The sequence below is a fragment of the Microbacterium sp. VKM Ac-2870 genome, from assembly GCF_015350795.1.
GTDB lineage: Bacteria > Actinomycetota > Actinomycetes > Actinomycetales > Microbacteriaceae > Microbacterium.
In genome coordinates, this window is the sequence record NZ_JADKSH010000001.1 from 499,631 (window position 1) to 525,572 (window position 25,942).

The following is a 25,942-nucleotide window of genomic DNA, read 5'->3' on the forward strand; positions in this document are numbered from 1 at the left end:
GTCCGCGGGGCGCTTCGTCGTTGACGACCAGGTCGTCAGCGTATCGGCAGGTATCGCGCCCACCACTCCAACACGGCCTCGAACCGCTCGACACGATGACGGGGACGACCTGACCGGGTCAGTTCGTGGTTCTCCCCCGGGAAAATCAGCATCTCCGCCTCGGTGCCCTGGCGTTTCAGCGCCGAGTAGTACCGCGTCGCCTGCTCCAGCGGGCAGCGGTAATCGAGCTCGGAGTGGAGCACGAGGGTTGGCGTCCGCACCGCGTCTACCACGGCCATCGGACTCTGCCGCGCCATGTCCTCCGCCGCGGTTCCGACGTACTCGTCACCGAAGAACGAACCGATATCGCTGGTCCCCTGGAAACTCACCGGGTCGAGGAACCCACGCTCGACGATCGCTGCGGCGAAGCGGTGATCGTGCGCAATCGTCCACGCCGTGAGGTATCCCCCGTATGACCCACCCTGGATGCCGACGCGAGCACCATCGAGCCGGGGGTCCGATTCGATCGCCGCGTCGAGAAAGTCGATGACATCAACGAGGTCCAGGGTGCCCATCGCCCCCCGGATACTGCGGCCGTGTTCCCGGCCGTACCCGGCGCTGCCCCGAGGGTTGCAGTACACCACCGCATAGCCGGCATCCACGAGCACCTGTGTCTCATCGAACAGGTGTATGCCGTAAGACGCATAGGGGCCGCCGTGGATCTGCAAAATGACCGGAAAAGGGCCTTCACCGGGCGGGACGGCAATCCACCCGTGCACCGGATAACCATCGCGAGCGGTGATCTCGCGCTCTTCCGGCAGCACGAGAACACTCTTGTCTGCCACTGCGGCGCTGAACGACGTCAGCCTGCCCTCCCCGACGAGGGCGAGCTCGCCGAGGCTCGTGGGCGTCGCGAGCGAGTAGACGATGCGCTCGGCCGCCGCCGCGTGGCCGCCGACCTCGACGTCACCGTCGACGAGCGTCGCCACCTCGCCGGCCCGGGTGACGCGGAGCAGCTCGACCCGCCCGCGGCAGCGGTTCTGAACGAGGAAGTCGTCGCCGATCGGCGTGATGTGCGAGCCCACCTCGCCGAGATCGAGGCGTTCCGGATCAGTCAGGCGGCGCGGCGTGCCAGCGGTCAATGCGCCGTCCAGGACGTACAGCGCCACGTCGGGGGCGATGAAATCCATGCCGCTCGGCCCGGGATTCGACGCCAGCACCGCCACGGTGCCGTCCCCAGCGACGGCGACATCATCTACCGACAACCCGGCCTCGCGACCCAACACCTCGAAACTGCCCGAGCCATCGACGGCGATCGCTCGCAACGGCGTCCGAAGGTCGCGACGGTCTCTCTCGATCTCGTCGACGACGGTGATCAGGTGGGCGCCGTCAGCGGTGAAGACGACACCGTGGTGCGATGCCGCTCCCGATGTCAAAGCAACCGCGTCGGCGGCGACGCGCGTCATCTTCGGCGTCGGCGACGTCCCGTCTGCGGCCGCGGACGGCGCCGGCGTGTAGAAGGGTTCCGCGTCCATATCCGGTGCATCGATGATGAACAGGTGCGCGGGTCGGTCACCGATGTAGCCGAGTCCGTTGGCATGCCAGCGGATGCCGGTGATGCGCCGCGGCGACTCGGCCTCCGCACCCCGCCCTTCGACGGTCCCGTAGCGACCCTGCTCCGGCACGCGCGCGGTGAAGGCCAGGCGTGTGCCATCGGGCGACCACGCGTAGTCCCCCACTCCCCCGCGCGACGCCGTCGCCTGAACGGGTTCGCCGCCGGATGCCGGAATCACGAAGATCTGCGCCACGCCGTCGTCGTCACTGCGCACGAACGCGACTCGACCGCCGTCGGGCGACACCGTCGCGTGAGCGTCGGATACGCCACGGGTGAGGCGACGGGGCTGCCCGTCCGGGAGGTCGACGCGCCAGATCTGGCCGACATTGCGGTCGGCGGCGAGGTCGGGGCGCGATGTCGCGAAGACGGCGAACGACCCGTCGGGTGCGATGTGGGGGCGACCGACCGAGACGAGCGCGGTGATGTCCTCGGGGCGCATGCTCACTCCGCCCCGAAGGCGCTGACGTCGCCGACGAGTCGCGTGTTGTCGTGCGCAATGGGCTCGACCGCGGCGAGGGCGACCTCGGCGGCGAACTCCGACACGTTGTAGAGCTTGCCGGCCGACTCGCGGCGGCTCGCGATCGCACCGGGGTTGGCGCGCTCGAGCAGCGTCGCGGTGATCGTGCCTTCGATCATGTCGCCCGAGACGACGACGAAGCCGATGCCCTCAGCGGCGAGCTCTGGAATCCGCGCGCGTAGGGCGTCTTCGCCCGCACGCTTCGAGACCGCCACGACCTCGTACTCGGGCATCGTCGGCGTCGTCCGGATGAAGTGCGCCTGGTGGCTGGTGACGAACACCACGCGCGAACCGTCGCTCAACAGCGGTCGCGCGGCCTCGAGCACACCGACCTGCGCGTCACGGTTGAGGACGAGGGCGTAGTCCTCCCCCATACCGCTCTCCATTCCGCCCGACGCATTGAGCACGAGCAGATCGAGTCGACCGAAGGTCTCCTGCACGGCTGACATCATCGCCGCGACGGAGCCCGGGTCGGTCAGGTCGGCGCCGACCACCAGTACCTGGACGCCCAGCTCGCGCAGCTGCGCGGCCAGCTTCTCGGCGCGCGGAGCCTTGTTGCGGAAGTTGATGACGACGTTCGCGCCGGCTTCGGCGAGATAGCGCACCGTGTCGGCACCGATGCCTCGCGAGGAGCCGGTGACGAGGGCCGTCCGTCCGGCGAGCGAACCGGCGGGGATGAGCTGGGACATGAGTGCTCCTGCGAAATGACGGATGCCGGGCGGCGATCGCCCGACATTCGACACTATCAATCGGGGGCGCGCGGCAATCGACCGCGGCCGCCGCGTCGTCGCCGGCGGGTGTTAGGGTTCGAACAAGAACCCCGGAGGGAGCTCGAATGCTGCCTGATCTGACGCAGTATCTGTGGATCGCCTGGCTCGTGCTGGCTCTGGTGTTCGTGATCATCGAGCTGCTGACCCTCGAGTTCACCTTCCTCATGCTCGCAGCCGGCTCACTCATCGGCGGCCTGGGCGTGAACCTTCTCGGGGGCGCCTGGTGGTTGCAGGTGCTCGCAGCCGCCGCCGTCGCCGCGTTGCTGCTGTTCACGATCCGCCCCCTGCTCTTGCGCGCTCTGCATCGGTCCAGCGGACTGCATCCGACCAATGTGGATGCGCTCTACGGCATGGGTGCCCGCGTGATCTCCGAGTTCGTGGACGGCCGCGGATTCGTCCGACTCGACAACGGCGAGCAGTGGACGGCGGAACTCGCTCCCTCCACTGCCGCACTCGCCGTTGGACAGCGCGCCGTCGTGACCACCGTCCGCGGCGCGACCGTCGAAGTCGCCCCCGCTCACCCCCGCCCCGCCGCCGGATCTTCCGCGGCATCCGACTCCCCCGAAAGGAGCGCCGGCTGATGGTCAATGTCGGAGCATTCGTCGGACAGATCTTCGTGATCGTCCTTCTGGTCGTTGTCGCGATCTTCGTGATCGTGGTGCTTTTCCGATCTATCCGGATCATCCCCCAGGCCTATACCGGAGTCGTGGAGCGCCTCGGCCGCTACCAGCGCACCCTCTCACCCGGCCTGAGCCTGCTCATTCCCTTCGTCGACCGGCTGCGCCCGCTCGTCGACATGCGCGAGCAGGTCGTGTCCTTCCCCCCGCAGCCGGTGATCACCGAGGACAACCTCGTGGTCTCCATCGACACCGTGGTCTACTTCCAGGTCACCGATGCGCGCGCGGCGACCTACGAGATCGCCAACTATCTGTCGGCCGTCGAGCAGCTCGCCACCACGACGCTTCGAAACGTGGTCGGCGGACTGAACCTCGAGGAGGCGTTGACGAGTCGCGACAACATCAACGGACAGTTGCGGGTCGTGCTCGACGAGGCAACCGGCAAGTGGGGCTTGCGGGTATCGCGAGTCGAGTTGAAGGCGATCGACCCGCCGCACTCCATCCAGGACTCGATGGAGAAGCAGATGCGCGCCGAGCGCGAGCGTCGGGCGACGATCCTCACGGCGGAAGGCTCCAAGCAGTCGCAGATCCTCGAGGCCGAGGGGCGTCGACAGGCCGCGATCCTGGGGGCGGAAGGCGACAAGCTGGCCGCCATCTTGCGCGCCGAGGGCGAGGCGGCCGCGATCCAGAACGTCTTCTCCGCCATCCACGCCGGGCGCCCCGACGACAAGCTGTTGGCTTACCAGTATCTGCAGACGCTGCCGAAGATCAGCGCGGGGGCGTCGAACAAGCTCTGGATCATCCCGAGCGAGTTCACCGAGGCCATGAAGGGTCTCGGCGGAGCTTTCGCGGCTCGGGCGGATGCCACGGGCACCGCGAGCGTGCCTGCAGATTCTGAGCGGGCGCCGACCACGCCGCCGGCGCCGCACACGCCTCCCGTCGCCCCCTCGTGACGCACCCGTGGTTCGCGGCGACCCGGGCTCCCCGGGTCCTCGCGCATCGTGGATTCGTCCCGCGCGACTCGGACGGAATCGTCGAGAACAGCGTCGCCGCGTTCGCGGCAGCGCACGGCGCGGGAGCGGCGTACGTCGAATCGGACTGCCATGTGACCGCTGACGGCGTCGTCGTCTTCTTCCACGACGACGACCTGTCGCGCGTCACCGGTGACGCGCGAGCCATCGCGACGGTGAGGCACGCGGAACTCGATCAGATCATGGCAGATCGCGGCGGACTGGCGACCGCGGCCGACACTCTTGACGCGTTTCCCACGCTCCGATTCAATCTCGATGTGAAGGCGGCGGCGGCGGCCCAACCGCTCGGCCAGCTCATCGCTGCGCACGCCGATCGCGTGCTGGTGACGAGCTTCTCCGATGCCCGCCGCCTCCGCGCCCTCGCCGCTGCCCGACATCTCGGCGGCCAACCCGCCACCTCGGCGGGGCGCGCCACCATGGGGCGCGTTCTCGCCGCGCTCGCAACCGGCTCCTCCTCGCTCGTCGCACGCGCCCTGCGGGGCGTGGATGCGCTCCAACTCCCCGAACGTCAAGGGCCCCTTCGCGTCGTCACACCGCGCCTGCTGCGGGCCGCTCATGCGGCGGGGGTGGAGGTGCACGTCTGGACCGTCAACGATCTCGCAGACATGGAGAGATTGCTCGATCTCGGCGTGGATGGGCTCGTCACCGACCGCACAGATGTGGCACTTCGAGCGGTCGACGCACGGCTTTGATCCGGCCTGAGCATCCCCTGTGAAAGGGGTATGCACAGCATCCGTTCGGATGAGCCACACAGGTGCGCACGTTATACCTGAGACGACGAGAGGACCACACAATGGCAGATCGCAGCCTGCGCGGTATCCGACTCGGCGCCTCGAGCCTACAGAGCGAAGAAGGCGTCGTTTTCCACGAACGCGCGAACCACACGTACGTCTGCACCCAGTGCGGACGTGAGACCGTCATGACCTTTGCGGCGGACGCCGAGCTTCCCGAGGCCTGGGAGTGCCGCACCTGCGGCGCCGAGGCCGTGCTCCGCCTCGGCGACACGGTCGTCGAGGTCGACCACTCCGGTGACAAGGCTCCCCGCACGCACTGGGACATGCTCCTGGAGCGCCGCACGGTGCCCGAACTCGAAGAGCTGCTTGAAGAGCGTCTCGCCCTCCTGCGCGCCCGCCGCGGCGCCTCGGGCGACGCACGACTCAGCGCCTGACGCTCACTCCCCCGATTCGACGCCGGCCCCTGCGGGGGTCGGCGTCTTCGGCGTGCGCGCGCGACGACGCAGGAGCAGACCGATCACGGCGAGGGCGAGGACGCTCCCCCATCCCAGCACGGTCTGCACCGCGTCGCCGATCAGGATGCCGGGCGTCAGACCGGTGCGCAGCGGCACGTCCGTGACCATCGCTCCCGGCTCGTCCGCGGGCAGCGCGTCGATGGTGGCACCGTCGGGACCGATGACCTGACTGGTGCCGACCGTCGACAGGTTCACGACGGCACGTCCGGACTCGACCGCCCGGATGCGGGCGAACGCGAGCTGCTGGAGGTTCTCGTCGGTGCCGCGGAAGTCGGCGTTGTTCGTCTGGAACATGAACACCTGGGCACCCGCCAGCGCACCGTCACGGATCACGTCGTCGTAGATGACGTCGAAGCAGATGGCGAGCCCGACGCCGACGCCATTCACCTCGAACAGCGGGGTGGCCGTACCGGGGGTGAACTGGCGCTGGATGAGCCCGATGAGATCGGGCGCCAGCATGTTGTAGAACCACCGATCGGGCACGTACTCACCGAACGGCACGGGGTGTCGCTTGTCGTAGAGTGCCGCGGGGTTGTCCGCGCCCGACTTCCACAAGAGCGACGAGTTGAAGTACTCGTCGCCGCGTTGGGTGATGCCGCTCACGAGCAACGGCACCTGTAGGCGGGCGGCAAGAGTGTCCAGGGCGCTGCGCACCGAGGCGTTCGAGACGGGATCGGCGTCGATGCCGCCCTCCGGCCACAGCAGCACATCGATGTCCCGGGTCTCGATCGGCTTCGTCGCGGCGAGCTGAGCGCGGAACACGTCGTAGGCGGCCCGTTCGTCGAAGTACCCGGCGGGGCCGTTGCCCTGCACGGCGCCGACGCGGATGCTGCCGGCATCCGACGTGGGAAACGCCGGCGTGAGGAACAGCACGAGCACGGTGAGCGCGGCCGGCAGCGCCGTCCGCAGATCGCGTAACTGGCCGAGGCGTGCCGCTTCGATCGCCGCGGCACACGCGAACACGATGAGGAACGACAAACCGCTCATGCCGGTCCACGAGGTGAGATGCACCAGCGGTGAATCGGCCTGGGTCACCGCGACACGGGTCCAGGGGAAGCCCCCGTAAGGGAAGGTGCCCTGCAACTCCTCCCGCGACACCCACAGTCCCGCTACCAGTGCGGGAACCGCGATCAGTCGCCCCCACCGGCCCGGAGCCCAGCGCGGCATCCAGCGGTAGGCCAGCGCGATCGGCACGGCCATGGCCGCCGTGAGCACCGACTCCAGGCCCGAAAGGGCGATCCAAGGCACCGGGCCGAGGTAGCGGGCAGTGAAGGAGAAGTTCACGAAGAACAGACCCGCACCGAACAGGAGGCCGACGAGGAACGCTCCCCCGACCCGGCGCCCGACGAGGCTGATCAGCGCCAACGGCACCGAGACGAAAACGACCGGCCACCACGACAGCGCGGGGAAGGCGAGGGTGAGAATCAGCCCGGCGACGGCCGACAGCGGGGCGGCGGCCCACAACGGAAGCAGCGGTTTCGGACGCTCAGCGAGCGGTCGCGGACGAACGGGCACAGATCGAGCCTAAGCGAGCGGGCTCAGTACGAGCCGTATGCGACGATACCCCGACGCACGGCATCGAGCGCAACGCGCGCGGTCGTGGCGACCGGGGGTTCGGCGACCATCGAAAGCTGGTCGAGGAGGTCGATCGTCTGCTTCGTCCACCGCACGAAGTCGCCGGCCGCAAGGTCGGCCTCCTGGAGCACCCGGTCCAGGCTCGCGCCCCGCGCCCACGAGTGCATGGCCTGCGCGAGACCCGTCGCGACCGGCGACGAGCCGGGCAGACGATGGTCCTGCTCGAGATCGTCCAGTCGTGCCCACAGCTCCTGAGTGGTCGTCAGGGCGGCGCGGAACGCTCCTCGCGGCAGACCGTGCTCACCCGGGCCGCTCTCGTCGCGACGCGGCTCGTAGACGAGGCTGCAGGCGAGGGCAGCGAGTCCCGCGGCATCGAGGTCGTTCCAGATTCCGGTGCGCAGCGACTCGGCGACCAGGAGGTCGCGCTCGCCGTAGATGCGCTTCATCGTGGCACCGGCCGTCGTCAGCGTCGTCACACCCTTGGCATCCACCGACACGTAGTCGAGGGCGGCGAGCACGTCGACGACGCGGTCGAAGATGCGCGCCACCGTGCCGGTGCGGGCATCGATCTGCTGGCGGAGCTTGTCGGTGTGCCGCTTCAGTTTGCTGTACCGCTCTGCCCAGCGCGCGTGCTTCTCACGATCGGGACACAGCTGGCACGGATGCCGCTTGAGGCTCCGCCGCAACGCCTCGATCCGCTCCTGCCGCTGCTGTCGTGCCGGCGGCGGGCCGGACCGGTCGCCCTTTCGCTCCAGGTCGGTCAGCTCACGGCGCATGCGGGCGAACTCGGCGTAGTCGCCGCGGTCGCACGTCATCGCCGACAGGTAGCCGGCCAGAGACTCCTCGGCCTCTTTCACCTCGCGCGCGAGGCCCACGACCGCGCGGTCGGCCTGGAACTGGGCGAACGATGACTCGAGGATCTCGCGCGCTCGGGCTCGCCCGAACTGGTCGATGAGGTTGACCGCCATGTTGTAGGTGGGCCGGAAGCTGGAGTTGAGCGGATAGGTGCGTCGGGATGCCAGGGCAGCGACGGCCTGCGGATCGAGACTCTCGGTCCATTGGATGACGGCGTGACCTTCGACATCGATGCCCCGGCGTCCGGCACGCCCGGTGAGCTGCGTGTACTCCCCCGAGGTGATCGCGACGCGTGCCTCGCCGTTGAACTTCTCCAGCTTTTCGAGCACGACCGTGCGGGCAGGCATGTTGATGCCCAGCGCGAGCGTCTCGGTCGCGAAGACGACTTTGACCAGCTTGCGCTGGAACAGCTCTTCGACGATCTCCTTGAATGCGGGCAGCAGACCCGCATGGTGGGCCGCGACCCCGCGTTCGAGATTCTCGCGCCACTCCCAGAATCCCAGCACGGCCAGATCCTCGTCCGGAAGCGAGAGCGTCCGCTGATCGACGATGCGGCGGATCTCGTCGCGCTCGTCCCGACCGGTCAGACGGAGCCCGGAGCGTCGGACCTGCTGCACCGCACCCTCGCACCCGGCGCGACTGAAAATGAAGAAGATGGCGGGCAGCAGGTTGGCGCGCGCCAGCAGTTCGACCACCTGGGGCCGGTCGATGCGCTCGATGCGCTGCGCATTCGCCGAACGCACGGGACGGGTGCCACCCTTCAGCGGCCGCTGACCGCCGGAGCGATCGCCCTGCGAACGGTGGTGCCCCGAGCGGTACTCCTGCGCGCGCCGGTTGCTCTCGTAGGTCGAGCCGCGTACCGATCGCAGCCGGGTGAGCTCCTGATTGACCTGCGCAGTCGCAATGCCGGCGCGGTCATCGAACAGCGGTAAGAGGTCGCCACGCACGAGCACGTGCTGCTCGAGCGGAACCGGGCGGGTTTCGGACACGATGACCGCCGTGTCGCCGCGCACCGTGTCGAGCCAGTCGCCGAACTCTTCGGCGTTGGACACCGTGGCCGACAGTGACACCAGCCGCACACGCGACGGCAGGTGGATGATCACCTCTTCCCACACCGCGCCGCGGAACCGATCGGCGAGATAGTGCACCTCGTCCATCACGACGTAGCGCAAACCGCGCAGGGCCGGAGAGTCCGCGTAGAGCATGTTGCGCAGCACTTCGGTGGTCATCACGACCACTCGGGCGTTGCCGTTGATGTTGGTGTCGCCGGTGAGCAGGCCGACCTCGTCCTCGCCGTAGATCTGTTGCAGCTCACGGAACTTCTGGTTCGACAGCGCCTTCATGGGCGTCGTGTAGAAGGCCTTGTCGCCGGGCTCGCCCATCGCCAGATGCACGGCGAACTCGCCCACGATGGTCTTGCCGGCGCCGGTGGGCGCGGCCACGAGCACGCTTCGACCGTCTTCGAGGGCGTGGCATCCCGCGATCTGGAACGGGTCGAGCTCGAACCGCTGCTGATCGGCGAACGCGACGGTCAGGGGATGTGCCTGGCGAGCTTGTGCCAGCGCGTAGCGCTCCGCGGGGTCGGTCACAGGTCGAGACCGAGTGCCTTCTCGCGCTTCGCGCGTCGACGATCGAAGATCACCGAAAGTCCGGCGGCGGCGAAGAAGAGGACGGTGAGGATGCCGGCCAGCAAGAGCATGCTGACGATGTCGGCCGCCGGCGTCGCCAGCGCGGCGAACACGGCGGCGATGAGCACCGCCACCCGCCATCCCTTCAGGATGGCCATGCCGCTCATGACCCCGGCGAGGTTGAGCGCGACGAGGAAGACCGGTAGCACGAACGAGACGCCGACGACGATGAGCAGCTTGAAGACGAAGTCGTAGTAGTACTTCGAGTCGTAGATGTTCGACGCGCCCTGCGGAGTGAACGACGCCATCAGCTCCACGATGTGCGGCATGATCAACCAGCCCACGAAGGCGCCCGCGAAGAACAGCGGGACCGCCGCCGAGACGAAGCCGATCGTGTAGCGGATCTCCTTGCGGGTGAGCCCTGGCACGAGGAATGCCCAGATCTGCCAGAGCCAGACGGGCGCGGAGATCAGGATCCCGACGGCCAGCGAAACGCGCAGGCGCATATCGAACGGGCCGGTGATGCTCTGGTACATCAGGGTGACCAGATCGGCGTCGCCGCGCTGTGCAGCGACGACACGGATGGGCTCGGTCATCGCGACGATGATCGCATCGCTGAAGATGAACGCGACGACCATCGCGGCGACCAACGCGATCACACCGATGATGAACCGTCGACGCAGTTCCTTGAGGTGCTCTCCCAACGACATCCGCCGGTCACGGCGGGCGTCTTTGGCCTCACCGATGCGCGCGGAGTCGACCGAGGCCACGACTGTCAGGGCTTGGGGTCGGCGGTGCCGGGGTCGGCCGTCGAGGCGGTCGCGCCGGGGACGACGGGCGGAGCGGATGCTGCCGGGGCATCATCTTCCTTCATCGCCTTCATCTCGCCCTTGAAGACACGCGCGGACTGGCCGACGCTCTTCGCGAGCGCGGGCAGTTTAGCCGCTCCGAACAGGAGCAGGATGATGATGACAAGGGCCAGCAGGTGCCAGCCGGTCAAGCCTCCGAGCATGAGGGTCTCCTCGGGTGTGGGGATATCGGTCAGTCTACCTGCCACCCTCGCGGATGGGCTCAGCGGTACTGGGCGAGCCCTGCTTCGGCCCAGGCCGTCGTCGCGCGCCGCGCGGCATCCGGAGCGATGACCTCCAAGTCGCCGCCCAGACGTGCGGCGACCCGCTTGAGACTGCGAGCATCGCCGACGCGCACGCGAGCCGACCGCACCGGCGCGTTCACGCTGTCGGGATCGTCGACGACGACGTAGTCGGCCAGCAGCGCAGCCGCGGAGGCGCGGTAGCGAACCTCGACCTCGACGTCGCCGCTTCCGCCCTCGAACAGGCCGGGCACCGTGTCTTCGCCGTGGGTGCTCGCGATGTCGGTCAGGCGCACGTTCGAGACCCGGTCGAGGTGGAAGGTGCGCATGGCCTGCCGCAGATGACACCAGCCCTGCAGGTACCACTGCCCGCCGGCGATGTGCACCTTGACGGGATCGACGGTGCGGGTGGTGGGCTCGGCATCCGGTGCCTGATAGGTGAAATCGACGGCGACCCCTTCGCGAAGAGCCTGCGCCACAGCCACGCGGACGTCGTCGACGGCGCCGGGGGCGACGATCACATCCGCGGGAACTCCCGAGGCGCCGCGGGCGAGCTTGGCGAGCAGTCCTTGCACGATGCCGCTGTCGCCGACACCGGGCAGAGTCGCGGCGACCCGGAGACCAGCGAGGAGTGCGGCAGCCTCGGGCGCCGTGAGCCGCGGTGTGCGCTCCAGGCCCACGGTGTTCGTGATGACGATGAGATCCTGCTCGTCGAGCAGGTCCCAGTCGATGTCGAACAGGTCGTTCGCCATCTGCCAGAACCCGCCGTCTCCCGGAAGACCGATGACGGTGAGTTTCTCGACCATCGCGCGCATCTGCTCCGCTGTGACGTCGAACTCGTCGGCGGCTTCGGCGAGCGACACTTCGCCCTTGCCGATCAGGTACGGCACGAGCTGAAGGATAAGGGCAGCCCGATCGGTGGCCAGCAGGGGCTTGCGGCGGCTCACGGGATCGTCTCCGTCTCGGCGGCGGCGCCCGCGTCGGCGCTGTCCTGGTGCAGTCGAAGCGTGCGCCCGAGTCGGGCGATGACCTGTTCCCGCAACGCGCACGGTTCGACCACGCGCACCTCCGGGCCGTACGACGCGAGCTCGTCGGCCAAGATGTGGATGTCGACGTACGGCACCCGGATGCCCTGGTCCGCCGGAGTTGCACGGCGGGTCAGCCGCAACGCCGCTTCCGTTCCGGGAGCGATCTCCAGCAGCGCCTGCTGGCGGCTCGCGAGAGCGGCGAGGCCCTCGAGCGCGCGCTCCCCTGCACCCTCGCGCCGCGCAAGGTCGAACTCGACCCGCGTGATCGCGACATCCGAGACGATGCGCGACAGCAAGAAGGTGCGCACGTCGTTCTGCGCCAAATCGAAGCCGTAGACATGCCATCGCGCCTCGTACTCGACGAGGGCATAGGGCTGCACGCGACGCACCCCCGCGGCCTCCTCCCCCGCTTTGAGGTAGGCGAACTCGACGACGCGTCCCTGCTCGATCGCCCGCTGCAACGGCGCGAACGAGGGCTCACGCAGGTTGACACGGGGCGAGTAGCCGATGATCGGAGCATCCACCTCGATGCCGAGGGCGCGGATCTTGCGCAGACCGCTGCGTGCATCGTCCGACATCGAGCTCTCGCTCCAGACGCCGCCCGCGAGGTTCAGCACAGCCAGCTCGGCGGGCGTGAAGTCGATGTCGGCGGGGAGCTCGTACTCGGCCGTCGGAATCCGGTAGCGGGCTTCGCGCAGGTCATCGGGATCGGCGTAGTCGCCGATCGTTTCGACGGGGATGCCGAGGGAGCGGAGATTCTCCTTATCACGCTCGAACATCTTCTCGAGTGCGTCCTTCGACGCGCCCGCGCTGCTCTGCTCGCGGTATCCGGCAACAGAGGTGAGGATCGTGTCTTTGGTCAGCCCCTGCTCGGTGGCCATGAGTGCGACCACGAGATTGACGAGGCGCTCTTCGGGCGCGCTGCGGGTCTCTGTAGGCACCCGTCAATCTTAGGCGCCGCCTGTGGACGCCGGGTGGTGCCGCGCGGCGCGGAGGCTACTGCGTGGCGGGCGTGTCGATGCCGAGGACATCGATCACGAACACGAGCGTCGATCCGGCGGGGATCGATGCGCTGGCCTTGTCGCCGTAGCCGAGTGCGGGAGGAATGACCACCAGGATCTGCGATCCGACGGTCTGCCCTTTGAGGGCCTGAGCGAAGCCGGGGACCACGCTGTCGAGGGTCACCGCCGCAGAGGCTCCCTTCTCCCACGTCGAGTCGAATGCTTCGTGAGAGCCCCAGGTGAGCCCCGTGTAGTTGATCCGGATGTTGTCGGTGTCACCGACGACCGGACCGTCACCCTTCTTGAGGACCTCGACGGCGAGATCGGCGGGCGGGGCCGTGTCGGGGACGATGATTCCCGGCCGGCCGTCGGGCGCGAGCACCACCGATGGCATGCCCCTGCGGTCGTTGTACTGCGGGACGCCGTCGGCGGCGGCCGGATACACCTTCTGCAGGTCGAGAGCAACGACGATCGAGTCGGTGCCGCTGAGACCCCACCCCTGTGCGGCCTGGGGGGCCAGGTCGCTGGCGGGGATAGCGCCGACGATGCGCGAGCCCTCGGTCGCACACGTCATCAGTTGCGCGAACCCGGCGTACGCCTCACGCCATTTCGACACCGACATGACCTGGGTGCCGGAGGTGAGGATCTTCTGTCCGGTCGATCCGCTCGTGATCGTGATGGTGAACTGCACGTCCTGGGCGTCGGAGGTGACCCGCAGACCCGTGCCGACGGTCTCATCCTTGCCCACCGTGTGGTCGACGTACACCGGCGCGCTCAGCACCAGGTCGGGAGTTCCGACCGCGCCCGAGACCGTCACCGTGTCGAGCACGCCCGACGTGTCGACCGCGTGGTCGCACGACGCCTCCGACGGAGTGGCTGACGCGCACCCCACGAGAGTCAGGGCAGACAGGCCGATAACGGCGAGGGCAGCAGAGATCCGGCGCACCGGATCAGTCTACGTCGTCCGTCGTGCCCGCCCCGGCGGCGAGACGGGCGCCGTCGGCGGCCCGCTCCGCCTCGCGAACGCGTTTGCGGAGGTTCTTGTCGGTGATCTGGCGGTCGCCGACAGCGCCCGGGGTCCACAGCTCCACGTCCTCGTCGGCGTAGCTCGGCTTCTTGAGCGCACGCTTGCGGACATCGGGCGGCACGGCACCCGGCGCGAGGCGGCGAGCCGTGATGAGGAAACCGGTGTGCGCGATCATGCGGTGGTCGGGGCGCACGGCGAGTCCTTCGACGTGCCATCCGCGCACCATTGTCTCGGTGGCCTCCGGCTCGGTGAACAGGCCCGTGCCGCGGATGTACTCCGCGACCCGGCTCAGCTGGGTCGCTGTGGCGATGTAGCAGAGCACCACGCCGCCGGGCGTGAGGGCGTCGGCGACGGCGTCGATGCACTCCCAGGGCGCGAGCATGTCGAGCACGACGCGGTCAACGGATGCCGGCTGCACTGCACCCGGCAGCTCCTCGACGAGGTCGCCGACCACCACGTCCCAACTCTCGGGGTCATGACCGAAGAAGGTCTCGACGTTGGCGCGGGCGACCTGAGCGAACTCATCACGCCGTTCGAACGACAAGAGCCGGCCCGAGGGGCCGATGCTCCGCAGAAGCCACATCGATAGCGCCCCCGAACCGACGCCGGCTTCGACGACCGTCGCGCCGGGGAAGATATCGGCCGAGGCGAGGATCTGCGCGGCATCCTTCGGGTAGACGATCGCCGCACCTCGGGGCATGGACATCACGAAGTCGCGCAGCAGCGGACGCAGCGCGAGATAGTCGTGGCCGCCGGAGTTGGTGACCACCGATCCGTCGGGCTGATCCAGCAGCTGCTCGTGCCGGAGCACACCGTGGTGAGTATGCAGCTCCCCGCCCTCTCGAAGCGTGACGGTGTGCAGGCGACCCTTCGGGCCGGTGAGCTGCACGCGGTCGCCGAGACGGAACGGACCGCTGGGTCGGAGGTCGTTGAGAGGTGTCGGGCTGGTCACGCGTGATCTCCTGTGCGGTGGGCCGTGTACACGGCGGCGATGTCGTCGGCGGTGCGCTCGGCGAGCGTCGGCCAGAGAGTGTCGGCGCCGGCGCCGATCAGCGAGACCATCAGCGGGACGCCGATTGTCGTCACGCCGGCCGCGACGGCCGCGCGCACCCCGGTGGGTGAGTCTTCGATCGCGAGGGCCTGATCGGGGGCGATCCCGAGGCGCTCGCAGGCCTGCAGGTAGGCGTCCGGAAACGGCTTGGGGCGCGCCACGTCGTCGCCCGCGACGATGAGTTCGAAGGTGTCGCCGAACGGGGCGGTGACCTCCTCGGCCATCCGTCGCATCGACATCGTCACGAGCGCGCAGCGCACGCCCACCGAGCGAAGGTCGGCCAGCAGCTCTGCCGCACCAGGCCGAAGGGGGCTCCCTCGCTCGGCCAGCAGGAGCGTCACGGCGCTGGTGAGGTGGTCGATGATGTCGTGGACCGACATCCGCACGCCGGCCGCCTGCAGGATGGCACCAGAGGTCTCGAGGCCCTGCCCCACGAGCTGGAGCGCCTGTTCATGGGTCCAGACACCCCCGAAGCTCTCGACGAGGGCGGTCTCCGCTTCCATCCAATAGGGCTCGGTATCGACGAGAGTGCCGTCCATATCCCACAGGACGGCGGCGGGATAGGCGGAACTCACCGGTCCATGCTACCGACGCCGCCCGAAGCACCTGTCCGCGTCGGCGCGGAGTCGACGCCCCTCGACCAGCGCCGACGCGTATCGTTGAGGGATCGATTCACCGTGCGAGAGGGGCGGAGTGGAAGAACTGGGAGATCGCGTACTGGTCGTCGCTTTCGACGGCTGGAACGACGCGGGAGAAGCCGCCTCGGCAGCCGCCGCGCACATCCGTGAGTCGGGCGCCTACCGCGAGGTCTTCTCGGTCGATCCCGAGCTCTACTTCGACTACCAGTACACCAGGCCGCAGATCAAGATGGATGCCGACGGCTCGCGCACCCTGACCTGGCCCGACGCCACCGTGTGGCGGCCGCTGCATCCCGCGGAAGGCGCACGCCTGTGGGTGCTCTCGGGGGTAGAGCCCGCGCGCGCGTGGCAATCGTTCGTCGCCGAACTGATCGACGCCGCGCTCAGCGAAGACATCACCGGCATCATCGCGCTCGGCTCGATGATGTCCGACGTCCCGCACACCCGGCCGATCTCGGTGTTCGCCGGCAGCGACAACGACAAGCTCCGCGCCGCGCTCGGGTTGGAGAAGCCGACCTACGAAGGGCCGGCCGGCATCCTGACCGTCCTCACCGCCGCCGCCGAAGAAGCGGGCATTCCGACGGCCGCCCTCTGGGCGAGCGTGCCGCACTACGTCGCCGGTCACACGCCGTCGCCGAAGGCGACGCTGGCGCTGCTCGATCGCGTCACCGCGCTCACCGGCGCGGTGGTCGCCCGCGGCGAACTGCCCGCCGAAGCGCTCGCGTGGGAGGCGTCGATCGACGCGGCCGCCGCCGACGACGAAGAGATGACCGAGTACATCCGTCAGCTCGAGCAGACGCGCGACACGTGGGATTCGCCCGAGGCGTCGGGCGACGCCATCGCTCAGGAGTTCGAACGCTACCTGCGTCGCGGTGGCGGCGAGGGCCCGGGCAAACCCAGCCGCGACGACCCTCGCCGCTCTTGATCAGCGCGCCTGCAGGATGCCGAAGCTCAGCAGGATGATCAGCACGGTGCCGAGCCCCAGGCGGTAGAGCACGAACGGCAGGAAGCTGCCGCGCTTGAGGTAGCGCATGAGGAAAGCGATCACAGCGAGACCCACGCCGAAGGCGACGACGGTGGCCACGCCCGTCTCGAACAGGTTGTACACCTGCTCGCCCGGGTCCTTGACGGCCTTCACGAGCTCGTACAGGCCGCTGCCGAACACTGCCGGCACCGCGAGCAGGAATGCCACCTCGGCGGCCGCCGGCCGCGTGTAGCCCAGCGCGAGTCCCATCGTGGTGGTGGCGCCGGAACGCGAGACGCCGGGCACGAGCGCGAGCATCTGCGCGAGGCCGAGCGCGAGGCCGTGGCCGTAAGTGAGGTCCTTCTCGGTGCGCGTACGGCGTCCGAGTGCATCGGCGGCGCCGAGCAGCAGACCGAAGACGATGAGGACGATCGCGACCAGCCAGAGGTTTCGGAACGTGTCGCGGATCACGTCCTGGAAGAGGTATCCGGCGATGCCGATGGGGATGGTGCCGATGATGACGATCCAGCCCATGCGTGCGTCGGGGTCGTTGCGCGGGACGGCGCCGGTCAGCGACTTCGCCCACTGTGTGATGATGCGCACGATCGTGCCCCAGAAGTACACGAGCACCGCGATCTCAGTGCCGATCTGGGTGATCGCGGTGAAGGTCGCGCCGGGGTCTTCCGCCGACGGGAGGAACTCGCCCATGATGCGCAGGTGCGCGCTGGAGGAAACCGGAAGGAACTCTGTCAAACCCTGGACAAGTCCCAGGATGATCGCCTCGAAGAGGTGCATGCGGGCCTTTCAGTACGTGCGGAGCAGATCGGTGAGCACGCGCTGGCCGAAGACCAACGCGTCGATGGGGACGCGTTCGTCCACACCGTGGAACATACCGGTGAAATCGAGATCGGTGGGAAGACGCAGCGGCGCGAATCCGTATCCGGAGATGCCGAGCTCCGCGAGAGCCTTGTTGTCCGTGCCGCCGCCCATCAGATAGGGCAGCACGGGAACACCCGGATCATGACGCTCGAGAGCGCCGACCATCGCCTCCACGAGAGCGCCCCGGAAAGGCACTTCCAGGCCGATGTCGCGGTGCGAGATCTGCACCTCGATGTCGTCGCCGACGATCGCCTGAATCTCCGCGAGCACGCGCTCTTCCTGGCCGGGGAGCGTGCGCACGTCGATCGTGGCGATCGCGGCGTCGGGGATGACGTTGTGCTTGTAGCCGGCGACGAGTCCCGTCGGGTTGGTCGTCGTGCGAAACGTTGAACGGAGAAAACCGGATGCCGGCCCGGTCGCGTCGGCCACGGCATCCGGATCCGCAGCGTCCACGCCGCAGAGCGCGGCGAGCCCGTCGACGGTCTGGCGTGTGGTGGCGGTGAGCTCCAGCGGCCAGCTCGACCGACCGAGTGCGGCGACCGCTTCGGCGAGGCGCGTCACGGCGTTGTCGGGATGGAAGCGGCTGCCGTGCCCTGCGGTGCCGTGAGCCTGCAGACGCAGCCAGACGAGCGCCTTCTCCCCCACCTGCAACAGGTACGCACGCCGATCGCCGACCGGGATCGAGTAACCGCCCACCTCGCTGATGGCCTCGGTCGCTCCCGCGAACCACTCGGGCCGATCACGAACGACCCGTTGAGATCCCTCGACGCCGCCGTTCTCCTCGTCGGCGAAGAAAGTGACGACGATATCGCGCGCGGGCTGCTCCCCCGCCCGCAACAGCTCCGCCACGGAGGTCAAGATCATGGCATCCATGTCCTTCATGTCCACGGCGCCGCGCCCCCACAGCATCCCGTCCTTGACGACACCGCCGAACGGATCGACGCTCCAGTCCTCCGCCACCGCGGGCACGACGTCGAGGTGACCGTGCAACACGAGGGCGGGCAGCGACCGATCGCGACCGGGTACGCGGACGCTGAGGTTGGTGCGGCGTGGGATCGGCTCGTAGTACTCCGGCGTCAGACCGAGGGCCTCGAGGTAGGCGCCGACATACTCGGCGGCCTCCCGCTCGCCGTGCGCACGCCCCTCACCGAAGTTCGTGGTGTCGAAGCGGATGAGATCCCGCGCGACGCGCGCGACCTCGGGCAGTTCGGGCAGTTCGGATGACGACATGGCTCCACGCTAGCGGGCGCGACGGGCGTCATCGCGGGGAGCCGGCGTCGGCGCGAAGATAGCGCGCCGGGGAAAAGAAAAAGGCCCCTGACGGGGCCTTTTTCAACTGTGCGCGAGGGGGGACTTGAACCCCCACGCCCTATACGGGCACTAGCACCTCAAGCTAGCGCGTCTACCTATTCCGCCACCCGCGCAGGTGGTTTTCGGTTTCGCAACCGAAGATCGACAGTACCAGATTCCGCGCCTGGCGCGGAATCGAGCGCCAGGTCAGCCTGCCGAGACGCCGAAGAGCATGCCGAGCAGGTACGTCACCGCCGCCGCACCGAACCCGATGGCGAGTTGACGCAACCCCCGCCGCAGCGGCGGCGCACCCGAGAGCAGACCGACCATGGCACCGGTCGCGGTGAGCGCGGTGCCGACGAGCACGAGCGCGACGGCGACCGCGGGCAGTCCGCTCAGGCCGAAGATCCAGGGAAGCACCGGGATGATCGCCCCCGAGGCGAAGAAGAGGAAACTGGATGCCGCGGCACCGAGCGCACTGCCGACGACCTCATGGTCGACTGCGGGCGCCCGCGGCAGACGGTAGGGCAGAACCCGGTCGGCGGCCTGCGCCGTCTTGACGACGTGGCGGGCGCGCTCGAACGCCTCGCGCTCGTCCATCCCGCGGGTGCGGTAGAGCAGAGCGAGCTCGTTGGCGTCCACGTCGAGGTCGGGCAGCACATGATCGGCGTACTCGCTCGGCTCGGTGGCATCCAGCAGCTCTCGCTGCGAGCGCACCGAGACGTACTCCCCGGCTCCCATCGACAGGGCGCCGGCCAGAAGCCCCGCAACGCCGCTGAAGAGCACGAACTGGGCACCGACACCGGTCGCTCCGATACCCATGACCAGCGCGAGATTCGAGACGAGTCCGTCGTTGGCACCGAACACCGCCGCACGGAACGTGCCCGACAGTCGACGTCGACCTCGCGCCGCGAGTCCGCGCACCACCTCGCGGTGGATCTTCTCGTCAGCGACCATGCGCGCCGTTGCAAACGGCTCGCTGTCGTAGGGCGAGCGCCCCTCCTCGTTCTGCGCGAGCGCCAGAACGAAGATCGATCCGAACCGCCGCGCCATCCATCCGAGCAGGCGCGAGCTGACGCTGGGGGCAGGCAAGCGGCCGGGCTCGCCACCGAGCAACTCGAGCCAGTGCGCTTCGTGGCGCCCCTCTGCGTCAGCCAGCGCGCGCAGGATCTCTCGTTCCTCCCCGCCCCGGCGCTCGGCGAGATCGCGGTACACCTGCGCCTCGGCGCGCTCGTCGACGAGGTAACGCGCCCAGCGACGGCGGTCTCGGGAAGTGGGTTCGACGGGCTCGGTCACGGGATCCCACGGTAGCGCCGTGACCGCGGCCGCCTGCGCCGGACAGCGGGATTGTCAGCATTTCGGAGCTCCGAACGCTCAGCGATCACCTCTCTCAGTCCGCGCTCGCCACGGCGCATCACCAGGGCGTGGGCGGCCACGAATGCCGGGCGCAGGAGCGGACTGGCGATCCGCATCCAGGGCCGGGTGAGAGCGACCTCCCATGTCCAGGTGAGCGCGCTCGCTGCCGCGCCGCGCTCCTCCAGCGCCAGGCGTCCGCGACCGACCAGGTCACCGCTGCTCTCAGCGGCGATGAGGTGAGGGACCGTGAGCGCGGTCAGCGCGAGCGCGAGGTGCAGCCGGTACCCCCACGGACTACGAACCTCCACACGCACGACCTGCCCGACGGTCGGAGCGACGGGAAGCGGAACGACGCGCACCGCCGGCCACCAGGGCACCTCGCCCGTCCGCAGGCTCTCCTCCAGAAGCGCCCAGCAGTGCGCCACCGGCGCCGGGACGACCCAGCGCGATGTGAAGGCGTACTCGCGGCGCATGCGGGCGAGTGTACGCGGCGAGCGAAGACGGACCTCAGGAACGCACGCGAGTGCGCAGCACCTCGATGCGCGCCTGGAGCTGGGCGACGGTGGCACGGGCGACCTCGGGGCCCCCGCAGATGCGGCGAAGCTCGGCGTGTACCGCTCCATGCGGCTCGCCGCTCTGGCGCGCGTACAGACCGACCAGGCTGTTCAGCAACTGGCGCTGCTCGCGCAGCGTGCGGTGCAGAGCCGGGGGCAGGCCCGTGTCGGCGGCATCCGGAGCGTCGGTGGCGACGGCGCCTTCGCTGGCCTCGCGGGCGCGGCGATGGCGACTCTGGCGCGACTGGCGCTGCATGAGCAGCTCGTGCACATGCTCGGGTTCGAGCAGCCCCGGCAAGCCCAGGAACTCCTCTTCCTCGGGCGTGCCGGGAACAGCGAGCTGACCGAACTCCTTGCCGTCGTAGAGCACCCGATCGAAGTGCGCAACGGAACCCAGTGCCTGGTACGAGAACTCCTGCTCGAGCTCGTCGGAGGCCTTGTCCTCTCGCTCAGCCTCGGCGAGCAGCGTGTCTTCGAGGCCGTCGTCGTCGCCGCTCTCCCGGTCGAGCGCGTGGTCGCGCTCGCGCTCCATCTCGCCGGCGAGCGTCAAGAGCACGGGGACATTCGGCAGGAACACGGACGCCGATTCGCCCCGCCGCCGGGCGCGGACGAAGCGTCCGATCGCCTGTGCGAAGAACAACGGGGTCGACGCGCTCGTCGCGTACACACCCACGGACAGCCGCGGTACGTCCACACCTTCCGACACCATCCGCACCGCCACCATCCACCGCGTCGTCGCGTTGGCGAAGGTCTCGATGCGTCCCGAGGCCGCCTTGTCGTCGGAGAGGACGACGGTGGGCGCCTCGCCGGTGATCGAGTGCAGGATGGCCGCATACGCCCGCGCGGCCGTCTGATCGGTGGCGATCACGAGACCACCGGCATCCGGCACATCCTGGCGCACTTCGGTAAGCCGCCGGTCGGCGCTGCGGAGCACGGCGGGTATCCAGTCGCCCTCCGGGTCGAGCGCGGTCCGCCAGGCCTGTGAGGTGACGTCCTTCGTGTTGTCCTGCCCGAGGTGCGCCTCGAGCTCATCGCCGGCTTTCGTGCGCCAGCGCATCTTTCCGGCGTAGACGAGGAAGAGCACCGGCCGAACCACGCCGTCGGCGAGCGCTCGCCCGTACCCGTAGTTGTAGTCGGTGCGAGAGAGACGGATGCCTTTGTCGTTCGGGTGGTATTCGACGAACGGGATCGGGGCGGTGTCACTGCGAAACGGCGTGCCCGACAGGAGCAACCGCCGCGTCGCTCGGCCGTACGCATCGCGCAGGGCATCGCCCCAGCTCAGCGCATCGCCGCCGTGGTGGACCTCATCGAGGATCACGAGCGTTCGCGCATCCATGGTCAACCGCTGGTGCACCGACGATTTCACCGCCACCTGTGCGTAGGTCACCGCGACCCCATGGAAGTGCCGAGCGGGCGCGACGTGACGGTTGCTGAAGCGGGGGTCGAGGCGGATGCCCACGCGTGCCGCGGCATCCGCCCACTGGGTCTTCAGATGCTCGGTCGGCGCGACCACGACCAGCCGGTTCACGATGCCGCGCCGCAGCAACTCACTGGCAAGACGCAGCGCGAACGTGGTCTTTCCGGCGCCGGGAGTGGCGGCCGCGAGGAAATCGCGCGGGCCGCCGCCGGGCCCGTCCGGGCCGTCGGAGTCGAAGTAGGTCTCCAGCGCTTCGGCCTGCCAGGCACGCAGGTTCTGTGCCGTTCCCCAGGGCGCACGCTGGGGGAAGGCGGGTGAGAGGTGCTCGGCGGCGAAGCTACCGAAGTGCTCCTGCTCGCGCTCGTCCGTCCCATCCACGACTGAAACCCTAAGCGACACGTCCCCCACTGCGGTCCTCGGCAGAGTCGGTCCGGTGCCGGTAGCCTCGAAGAAGACCACGAGTCAGGAGAGTCATGCACACGAACGAGCCCGACGCCGAGCCCCACTCCCCCTCCGTGGCGAACGAGTCCGCTCACCCCTGGCGCCGGATGGTGTCCATCGGCGATTCGTTCACCGAAGGCATCGGCGACCCGATCCCGGGAACGGTCGGCGACCACCGCGGCTGGGCCGACCGCGTGGCCGAGGTGCTGGCGTCGCAGGTCGATGATTTCGCCTACGCCAACCTCGCTGTCCGCGGCAGGCTCATCGCGCAGATCATCGCCGACCAGGTTGAGCCCGCTCTGGCGTTGAAGCCCGACCTCATCACCTTCTCCGCGGGCGGCAACGACGTCCTTCGTCCCAACGGCGACCCGGATGCCGTGGCGCAGCAGTTCGAAGACGCGGTTGCACGCCTGAGCTCGCAGGGCGCGAACCTCGTGGTCTTCACGGGTGTCGACACGGAGTTCACCCCCGTCTTCCGGGGCATCCGCGGGCGCGTGGCGATCTACAACGAGAACATCCGGGCGATCGCCGACCGGTACGACTGCATCGTCGCGGATCAGTGGGCGCTCAAGGAAGTGCAGGACATGCGTTTCTTCGACGACGATCGCCTGCACTACAACGCTCTCGGACACCACGAGATCGCGCGCATGGTGCTGCGCGCGCTGAACGTTCCCAACGAGCTACAGCCGATGCAGCCCGACCCCATCCCCACCCTCACCTGGCGCGAAGCGCGCACGAACGATCTCGTCTGGGCGCGCACGCACCTCGTGCCGTGGGTGCTGCGGCGTGTGCGTCACCAGTCCTCCGGAGACAACATCACGGCGAAGCGGCCTGAGCCCCTGCCGGTGACCGTCGAAGCCCCGGCGCGCGATCGCTCCGCCGGTCCCGGTCGGAACGTCTAGCCGGAACGGATCAACGCAGCGCCCAGAGGGCGACCGCGGCGGCGGATGCGACGTTCAGCGAGTCGACGCCACCCGCCATCGGGATCGTGACGACCGTGTCGGCGGCGGCGAGCGCGCGCCGGGAAAGACCATCGCCCTCCGCGCCCATCAGCAACGCGACCTGCGGCGGCCGCGCGGCCGCGAACTCATCGAGCGCCACCGCCCCGTCGGCGAGCGCCAGAGCCGCGAGATGCAGACCCGCCCCGTGGAGCAGTTCGCGACCGGCGGCCCACCCGCCGTCGGCTTCCTCGGGCAGTCGCGTCCACGGCACCTGGAACACCGTACCCATGCTCACGCGCACACTCCGGCGGTACAACGGGTCGGCGCAGCGGGGCGTCACGAGCACGGCGTCGGCGCCGAGGCCCGCTGCTGCCCGGAAGGCCGCTCCGACGTTGGTGTGGTCGACGATGTCTTCGAGCACCAGCACGAGTCGAGCACCGGCGACCACGTCGGCGACATCCGCGAGAGGCGGCCGATGCATAGCCGCCAGTGCCCCGCGATGCACCGCGTAGCCGGTGAGACGTTCCGCGACATCGTCGTCGACGACGTAGACGGGTGCGTCCGCGGCCAAGTGAGCGGTGTCGGCGAGCCACTTCCGCTGCACCAGCAGGGAGCGCGGACGATGACCGGCGGCGAGGGCACGGGAGATGACCTTGGCCGATTCAGCGATGTACAGGCCGCCTGCGGGTTCGAGAACGCGACGTAGCGCGACGTCCGTGAGGTCGCGGTAGTCCGCGAGACGGTCATCCGCGGGGTCGTCGATGCGCACGACAGGCATTCGTCCATGCTGTCATGCACCACCGGATGCCGCACGCCGCCCCCACGCGTAACCTCCGCGAAAAGCGAAGCGCGTAGGCTCGAAAGGACACCGACGGAGGGAGGGCGCCATGTCGACCGTTCTCGATTTCACATCCGGGGTGTCCCCCGACTTCGATCCCGACACGGCCGCCGCGGTGGCCCGCGCGGTCGAGGCACTCGCCGGCCGCCGCGTCGCGGTACTGACCGGTGCCGGCGTCTCGACCGACTCCGGCATCCCCGACTACCGTGGGCAGGGGGCACCGACGCGCACCCCGATGACCGCGCAGCAGTTTCTCTCCAGCGCGGCATCGCGTCAGCGTTACTGGGTAGGCAGCCATCTGGGCTGGCGGGCTTTCGCCGCCGCCCATCCCAACGGCGGGCATCGCGCCCTCGCCGCGCTGGAGGCTGCGGGAGTCGCCACGGGCGTCATCACGCAGAACGTCGACGGACTGCACGTACGCGCCGGAAGCCTGCGGGTCGTCGAGTTGCACGGGACGATGCGACGGGTGCTCTGCACGCACTGCGGGCAGGTGTTCGACCGTCGAGATATCGGCGCCCGCGTCGAGGCCGACAATCCCTGGATCACCGTCCCGGCTGCCGTCGAACTGGGACCCGACGGCGATGTGCTCCCCGCCTCGAGCGAGGGATTCATCGTGCCCGCGTGCAGCGTCTGCAACGGCATGCTCAAGCCCGACGTGGTGTTCTTCGGCGAGTACATCCCGGTCACGAAGTTCGCCGAGGCCGAGCAGCTGGTCCAGACCAGCGAGGCACTGATCGTCGCCGGATCCTCGCTCGTGGTCAATTCCGGAATCCGTCTGCTCGAGCGCGCCCGTCGACGAAAGCTGCCCGTCGTGATCGTCAATCGTGGGCAGACGCGCGGGGACGTGCACGCCACCGTCAAGATCGACGCCGGAACGACCGAAGTGCTGCAGGCCTTCGCAGAAGCCCTCCCCGCGGCGCGCTGAGCCCCCGCCGCACTCACCTAGGCTCGAACGGTGACGACTCTGATCCTCGTGCGCCACGGTGAGACCGACTGGAATGCGGCGCGTCGCATTCAGGGCTCCACCGACATCGCCCTCAATGACACCGGGCGCGCGCAGGCGAGAGAGCTCGCCGAGCGTCTGCGCGGCGAGCTTGCGGGAGCAGGGCGGCTCGTCGTGTCGGCGAGCGATCTGTCGCGCGCGGCAGAGACCGCACAGATCATCGCGGCACGCCTCGGAGTCGACCCGCCGCGCACGTATCGCCAACTGCGGGAGCGCTCGTACGGAATCGCCGAGGGCGTGAGCGTCGACGAGATGCGGCGCCGCTGGGGCAGCTGGGCCGATGCCGACATCCCCGAAGCGGAGAGCTGGCCCGACGTGCGTCGGCGGGCGCTCGCCGGACTGCAGCGGGCCGTCCGCGACGCGCGCCGCGAGACGGCCCCGTCCGGCCCGACAGTCATCGTCGTCACACACGGCGCGCTCATCCGTGAAGTGATCCGGCACGCCTCCTCGGGGGCGTTCCCGCACGAGGGCGAGCGCTTGGCGAACGCGTCGACCCACACCTTTCTGCTGGAGCGCGACCGCCTGAGCGTCCGCTCGTACGCCGCGGTGCCGCTCGCCTGAGCACGCAAGCGCCGCCCGCTGCGGTGA

At 69.0% G+C, this 25,942-nt stretch carries 25 protein-coding genes and 1 tRNA gene; 8 read left to right on the plus strand and 18 right to left on the minus strand.

Annotated features, from left to right (window positions below; translation table 11 throughout):
• Nucleotides 1–35 precede the first annotated feature (35 nt).
• Complete coding sequence (locus ITJ43_RS02425; RefSeq protein WP_194581795.1) at nt 36–2,033, minus strand: S9 family peptidase; 1,998 nt, start codon at nt 2,031–2,033, stop codon at nt 36–38.
• 2 nt (nt 2,034–2,035) lie between these two features.
• Complete coding sequence (locus tag ITJ43_RS02430) at nt 2,036–2,800, minus strand: SDR family oxidoreductase (protein ID WP_194581797.1); 765 nt, start codon at nt 2,798–2,800, stop codon at nt 2,036–2,038.
• Between the two features lie 146 nt (nt 2,801–2,946).
• Between ITJ43_RS02430 and ITJ43_RS02435 the strand changes: the two genes are divergently transcribed.
• From ITJ43_RS02435 to ITJ43_RS02450, 4 genes are all read left to right on the plus strand, one after another.
• A complete protein-coding gene (locus ITJ43_RS02435; protein ID WP_194581799.1) occupies nt 2,947–3,462 on the plus strand; it encodes an NfeD family protein in 516 nt (171 codons plus the stop codon).
• Nucleotides 3,462–4,451 carry an SPFH domain-containing protein gene (locus ITJ43_RS02440; protein WP_228495282.1) on the plus strand — a complete coding sequence of 330 codons (990 nt, stop codon included), beginning with the start codon at nt 3,462–3,464 and terminating at the stop codon, nt 4,449–4,451. Before ITJ43_RS02435 ends, ITJ43_RS02440 begins: the two co-directional genes overlap by 1 nt.
• Nucleotides 4,448–5,221, plus strand: coding sequence for a glycerophosphodiester phosphodiesterase family protein (locus tag ITJ43_RS02445; RefSeq protein WP_194581801.1), 774 nt, complete (start codon nt 4,448–4,450; stop codon nt 5,219–5,221). Before ITJ43_RS02440 ends, ITJ43_RS02445 begins: the two co-directional genes overlap by 4 nt.
• 101 nt (nt 5,222–5,322) lie before the next feature.
• A complete protein-coding gene (locus ITJ43_RS02450) occupies nt 5,323–5,697 on the plus strand; it encodes an RNA polymerase-binding protein RbpA (protein ID WP_194581803.1) in 375 nt (124 codons plus the stop codon).
• A 3-nt stretch (nt 5,698–5,700) separates the two neighbouring features.
• On the opposite strand, the gene lnt is transcribed toward ITJ43_RS02450, so the two are convergent.
• The 9 genes from lnt to ITJ43_RS02495 all read right to left on the minus strand — a co-directional run bounded on the left by lnt (nt 5,701) and on the right by ITJ43_RS02495 (nt 15,608).
• Entirely contained in the window at nt 5,701–7,293 is a 1,593-nt protein-coding gene (lnt, locus tag ITJ43_RS02455; protein ID WP_194581805.1) for an apolipoprotein N-acyltransferase, read from the minus strand.
• A 23-nt stretch (nt 7,294–7,316) separates the two neighbouring features.
• Complete coding sequence (locus ITJ43_RS02460) at nt 7,317–9,797, minus strand: DEAD/DEAH box helicase (RefSeq protein ID WP_194581807.1); 2,481 nt, start codon at nt 9,795–9,797, stop codon at nt 7,317–7,319.
• Nucleotides 9,794–10,546: a twin-arginine translocase subunit TatC gene (gene tatC / locus ITJ43_RS02465; protein ID WP_194582439.1), complete on the minus strand. Its 753-nt coding sequence runs from the start codon at nt 10,544–10,546 to the stop codon at nt 9,794–9,796. Before tatC ends, ITJ43_RS02460 begins: the two co-directional genes overlap by 4 nt.
• Nucleotides 10,547–10,611: 65 nt before the next feature.
• Nucleotides 10,612–10,848: a twin-arginine translocase TatA/TatE family subunit gene (locus tag ITJ43_RS02470; RefSeq protein WP_194581809.1), complete on the minus strand. Its 237-nt coding sequence runs from the start codon at nt 10,846–10,848 to the stop codon at nt 10,612–10,614.
• Nucleotides 10,849–10,907: 59 nt separating this feature from the next.
• Nucleotides 10,908–11,873 carry a helix-turn-helix transcriptional regulator gene (locus ITJ43_RS02475; RefSeq protein ID WP_194581811.1) on the minus strand — a complete coding sequence of 322 codons (966 nt, stop codon included), beginning with the start codon at nt 11,871–11,873 and terminating at the stop codon, nt 10,908–10,910.
• A complete protein-coding gene (locus ITJ43_RS02480; RefSeq protein WP_194581813.1) occupies nt 11,870–12,895 on the minus strand; it encodes a helix-turn-helix transcriptional regulator in 1,026 nt (341 codons plus the stop codon). The genes ITJ43_RS02475 and ITJ43_RS02480 overlap by 4 nt, the downstream gene beginning before the upstream one ends.
• A gap of 55 nt (nt 12,896–12,950) precedes the next feature.
• Nucleotides 12,951–13,901, minus strand: coding sequence for an FKBP-type peptidyl-prolyl cis-trans isomerase (locus tag ITJ43_RS02485; protein ID WP_194581815.1), 951 nt, complete (start codon nt 13,899–13,901; stop codon nt 12,951–12,953).
• A 4-nt stretch (nt 13,902–13,905) separates the two neighbouring features.
• On the minus strand, nt 13,906–14,934 hold the full coding sequence (locus ITJ43_RS02490) for a tRNA (adenine-N1)-methyltransferase (protein ID WP_194581817.1): 1,029 nt from the start codon (nt 14,932–14,934) through the stop codon (nt 13,906–13,908).
• Complete coding sequence (locus ITJ43_RS02495; RefSeq protein ID WP_194581819.1) at nt 14,931–15,608, minus strand: HAD family hydrolase; 678 nt, start codon at nt 15,606–15,608, stop codon at nt 14,931–14,933. The genes ITJ43_RS02490 and ITJ43_RS02495 overlap by 4 nt, the downstream gene beginning before the upstream one ends.
• A 118-nt stretch (nt 15,609–15,726) precedes the next feature.
• On the opposite strand from ITJ43_RS02495, the gene ITJ43_RS02500 reads away from it, so the two are divergent.
• Nucleotides 15,727–16,596 carry a PAC2 family protein gene (locus ITJ43_RS02500; RefSeq protein WP_194581821.1) on the plus strand — a complete coding sequence of 290 codons (870 nt, stop codon included), beginning with the start codon at nt 15,727–15,729 and terminating at the stop codon, nt 16,594–16,596.
• Here ITJ43_RS02500 and ITJ43_RS02505 read toward each other — a convergent pair whose 3' ends face one another.
• The 6 genes from ITJ43_RS02505 to ITJ43_RS02530 all read right to left on the minus strand — a co-directional run bounded on the left by ITJ43_RS02505 (nt 16,597) and on the right by ITJ43_RS02530 (nt 22,509).
• Complete coding sequence (locus ITJ43_RS02505) at nt 16,597–17,430, minus strand: undecaprenyl-diphosphate phosphatase (RefSeq protein WP_194581823.1); 834 nt, start codon at nt 17,428–17,430, stop codon at nt 16,597–16,599.
• A 9-nt stretch (nt 17,431–17,439) separates the two neighbouring features.
• Nucleotides 17,440–18,744 (minus strand): M20/M25/M40 family metallo-hydrolase, encoded by a 1,305-nt coding sequence (locus tag ITJ43_RS02510; protein ID WP_194581825.1) that lies wholly within the window; start codon nt 18,742–18,744, stop codon nt 17,440–17,442.
• A 109-nt stretch (nt 18,745–18,853) separates the two neighbouring features.
• A tRNA-Leu gene (locus ITJ43_RS02515) sits at nt 18,854–18,938 on the minus strand.
• Nucleotides 18,939–19,011: 73 nt separating this feature from the next.
• Entirely contained in the window at nt 19,012–20,100 is a 1,089-nt protein-coding gene (locus ITJ43_RS02520; protein WP_194581827.1) for a VIT1/CCC1 transporter family protein, read from the minus strand.
• Complete coding sequence (locus ITJ43_RS02525) at nt 20,097–20,633, minus strand: hypothetical protein (RefSeq protein WP_194581829.1); 537 nt, start codon at nt 20,631–20,633, stop codon at nt 20,097–20,099. Before ITJ43_RS02525 ends, ITJ43_RS02520 begins: the two co-directional genes overlap by 4 nt.
• 34 nt (nt 20,634–20,667) lie before the next feature.
• Nucleotides 20,668–22,509: a DEAD/DEAH box helicase gene (locus ITJ43_RS02530; RefSeq protein ID WP_194581831.1), complete on the minus strand. Its 1,842-nt coding sequence runs from the start codon at nt 22,507–22,509 to the stop codon at nt 20,668–20,670.
• Nucleotides 22,510–22,604: 95 nt separating this feature from the next.
• On the opposite strand from ITJ43_RS02530, the gene ITJ43_RS02535 reads away from it, so the two are divergent.
• Nucleotides 22,605–23,474: an SGNH/GDSL hydrolase family protein gene (locus ITJ43_RS02535; RefSeq protein ID WP_194581834.1), complete on the plus strand. Its 870-nt coding sequence runs from the start codon at nt 22,605–22,607 to the stop codon at nt 23,472–23,474.
• 10 nt (nt 23,475–23,484) lie between these two features.
• On the opposite strand, the gene ITJ43_RS02540 is transcribed toward ITJ43_RS02535, so the two are convergent.
• Nucleotides 23,485–24,291: a TrmH family RNA methyltransferase gene (locus tag ITJ43_RS02540; RefSeq protein ID WP_194581836.1), complete on the minus strand. Its 807-nt coding sequence runs from the start codon at nt 24,289–24,291 to the stop codon at nt 23,485–23,487.
• A 109-nt stretch (nt 24,292–24,400) separates the two neighbouring features.
• On the opposite strand from ITJ43_RS02540, the gene ITJ43_RS02545 reads away from it, so the two are divergent.
• Entirely contained in the window at nt 24,401–25,276 is an 876-nt protein-coding gene (locus tag ITJ43_RS02545; protein ID WP_194581838.1) for a Sir2 family NAD-dependent protein deacetylase, read from the plus strand.
• A gap of 30 nt (nt 25,277–25,306) precedes the next feature.
• A complete protein-coding gene (locus tag ITJ43_RS02550) occupies nt 25,307–25,915 on the plus strand; it encodes a histidine phosphatase family protein (RefSeq protein ID WP_194581840.1) in 609 nt (202 codons plus the stop codon).
• Nucleotides 25,916–25,942 lie beyond the last annotated feature (27 nt).

Bases quoted from the DNA above. Each gene is read 5' to 3' on its own strand.
- ITJ43_RS02545 (WP_194581838.1), top strand. From the start codon at position 24,401: ATGTCGACCGTTCTCGATTTCACATCCGGGGTGTCCCCCGACTTCGAT.
- ITJ43_RS02535 (WP_194581834.1), top strand. From the start codon at position 22,605: ATGCACACGAACGAGCCCGACGCCGAGCCCCACTCCCCCTCCGTGGCG.
- ITJ43_RS02525 (WP_194581829.1), bottom strand. From the start codon at position 20,633: ATGCGCCGCGAGTACGCCTTCACATCGCGCTGGGTCGTCCCGGCGCCG.
- ITJ43_RS02450 (WP_194581803.1), top strand. From the start codon at position 5,323: ATGGCAGATCGCAGCCTGCGCGGTATCCGACTCGGCGCCTCGAGCCTA.
- ITJ43_RS02510 (WP_194581825.1), bottom strand. From the start codon at position 18,744: ATGTCGTCATCCGAACTGCCCGAACTGCCCGAGGTCGCGCGCGTCGCG.
- ITJ43_RS02430 (WP_194581797.1), bottom strand. From the start codon at position 2,800: ATGTCCCAGCTCATCCCCGCCGGTTCGCTCGCCGGACGGACGGCCCTC.
- ITJ43_RS02505 (WP_194581823.1), bottom strand. From the start codon at position 17,430: ATGCACCTCTTCGAGGCGATCATCCTGGGACTTGTCCAGGGTTTGACA.
- ITJ43_RS02540 (WP_194581836.1), bottom strand. From the start codon at position 24,291: ATGCCTGTCGTGCGCATCGACGACCCCGCGGATGACCGTCTCGCGGAC.
- ITJ43_RS02435 (WP_194581799.1), top strand. From the start codon at position 2,947: ATGCTGCCTGATCTGACGCAGTATCTGTGGATCGCCTGGCTCGTGCTG.
- ITJ43_RS02470 (WP_194581809.1), bottom strand. From the start codon at position 10,848: ATGCTCGGAGGCTTGACCGGCTGGCACCTGCTGGCCCTTGTCATCATC.
- ITJ43_RS02425 (WP_194581795.1), bottom strand. From the start codon at position 2,033: ATGCGCCCCGAGGACATCACCGCGCTCGTCTCGGTCGGTCGCCCCCAC.
- tatC (WP_194582439.1), bottom strand. From the start codon at position 10,546: ATGTCGTTGGGAGAGCACCTCAAGGAACTGCGTCGACGGTTCATCATC.
- ITJ43_RS02440 (WP_228495282.1), top strand. From the start codon at position 3,462: ATGGTCAATGTCGGAGCATTCGTCGGACAGATCTTCGTGATCGTCCTT.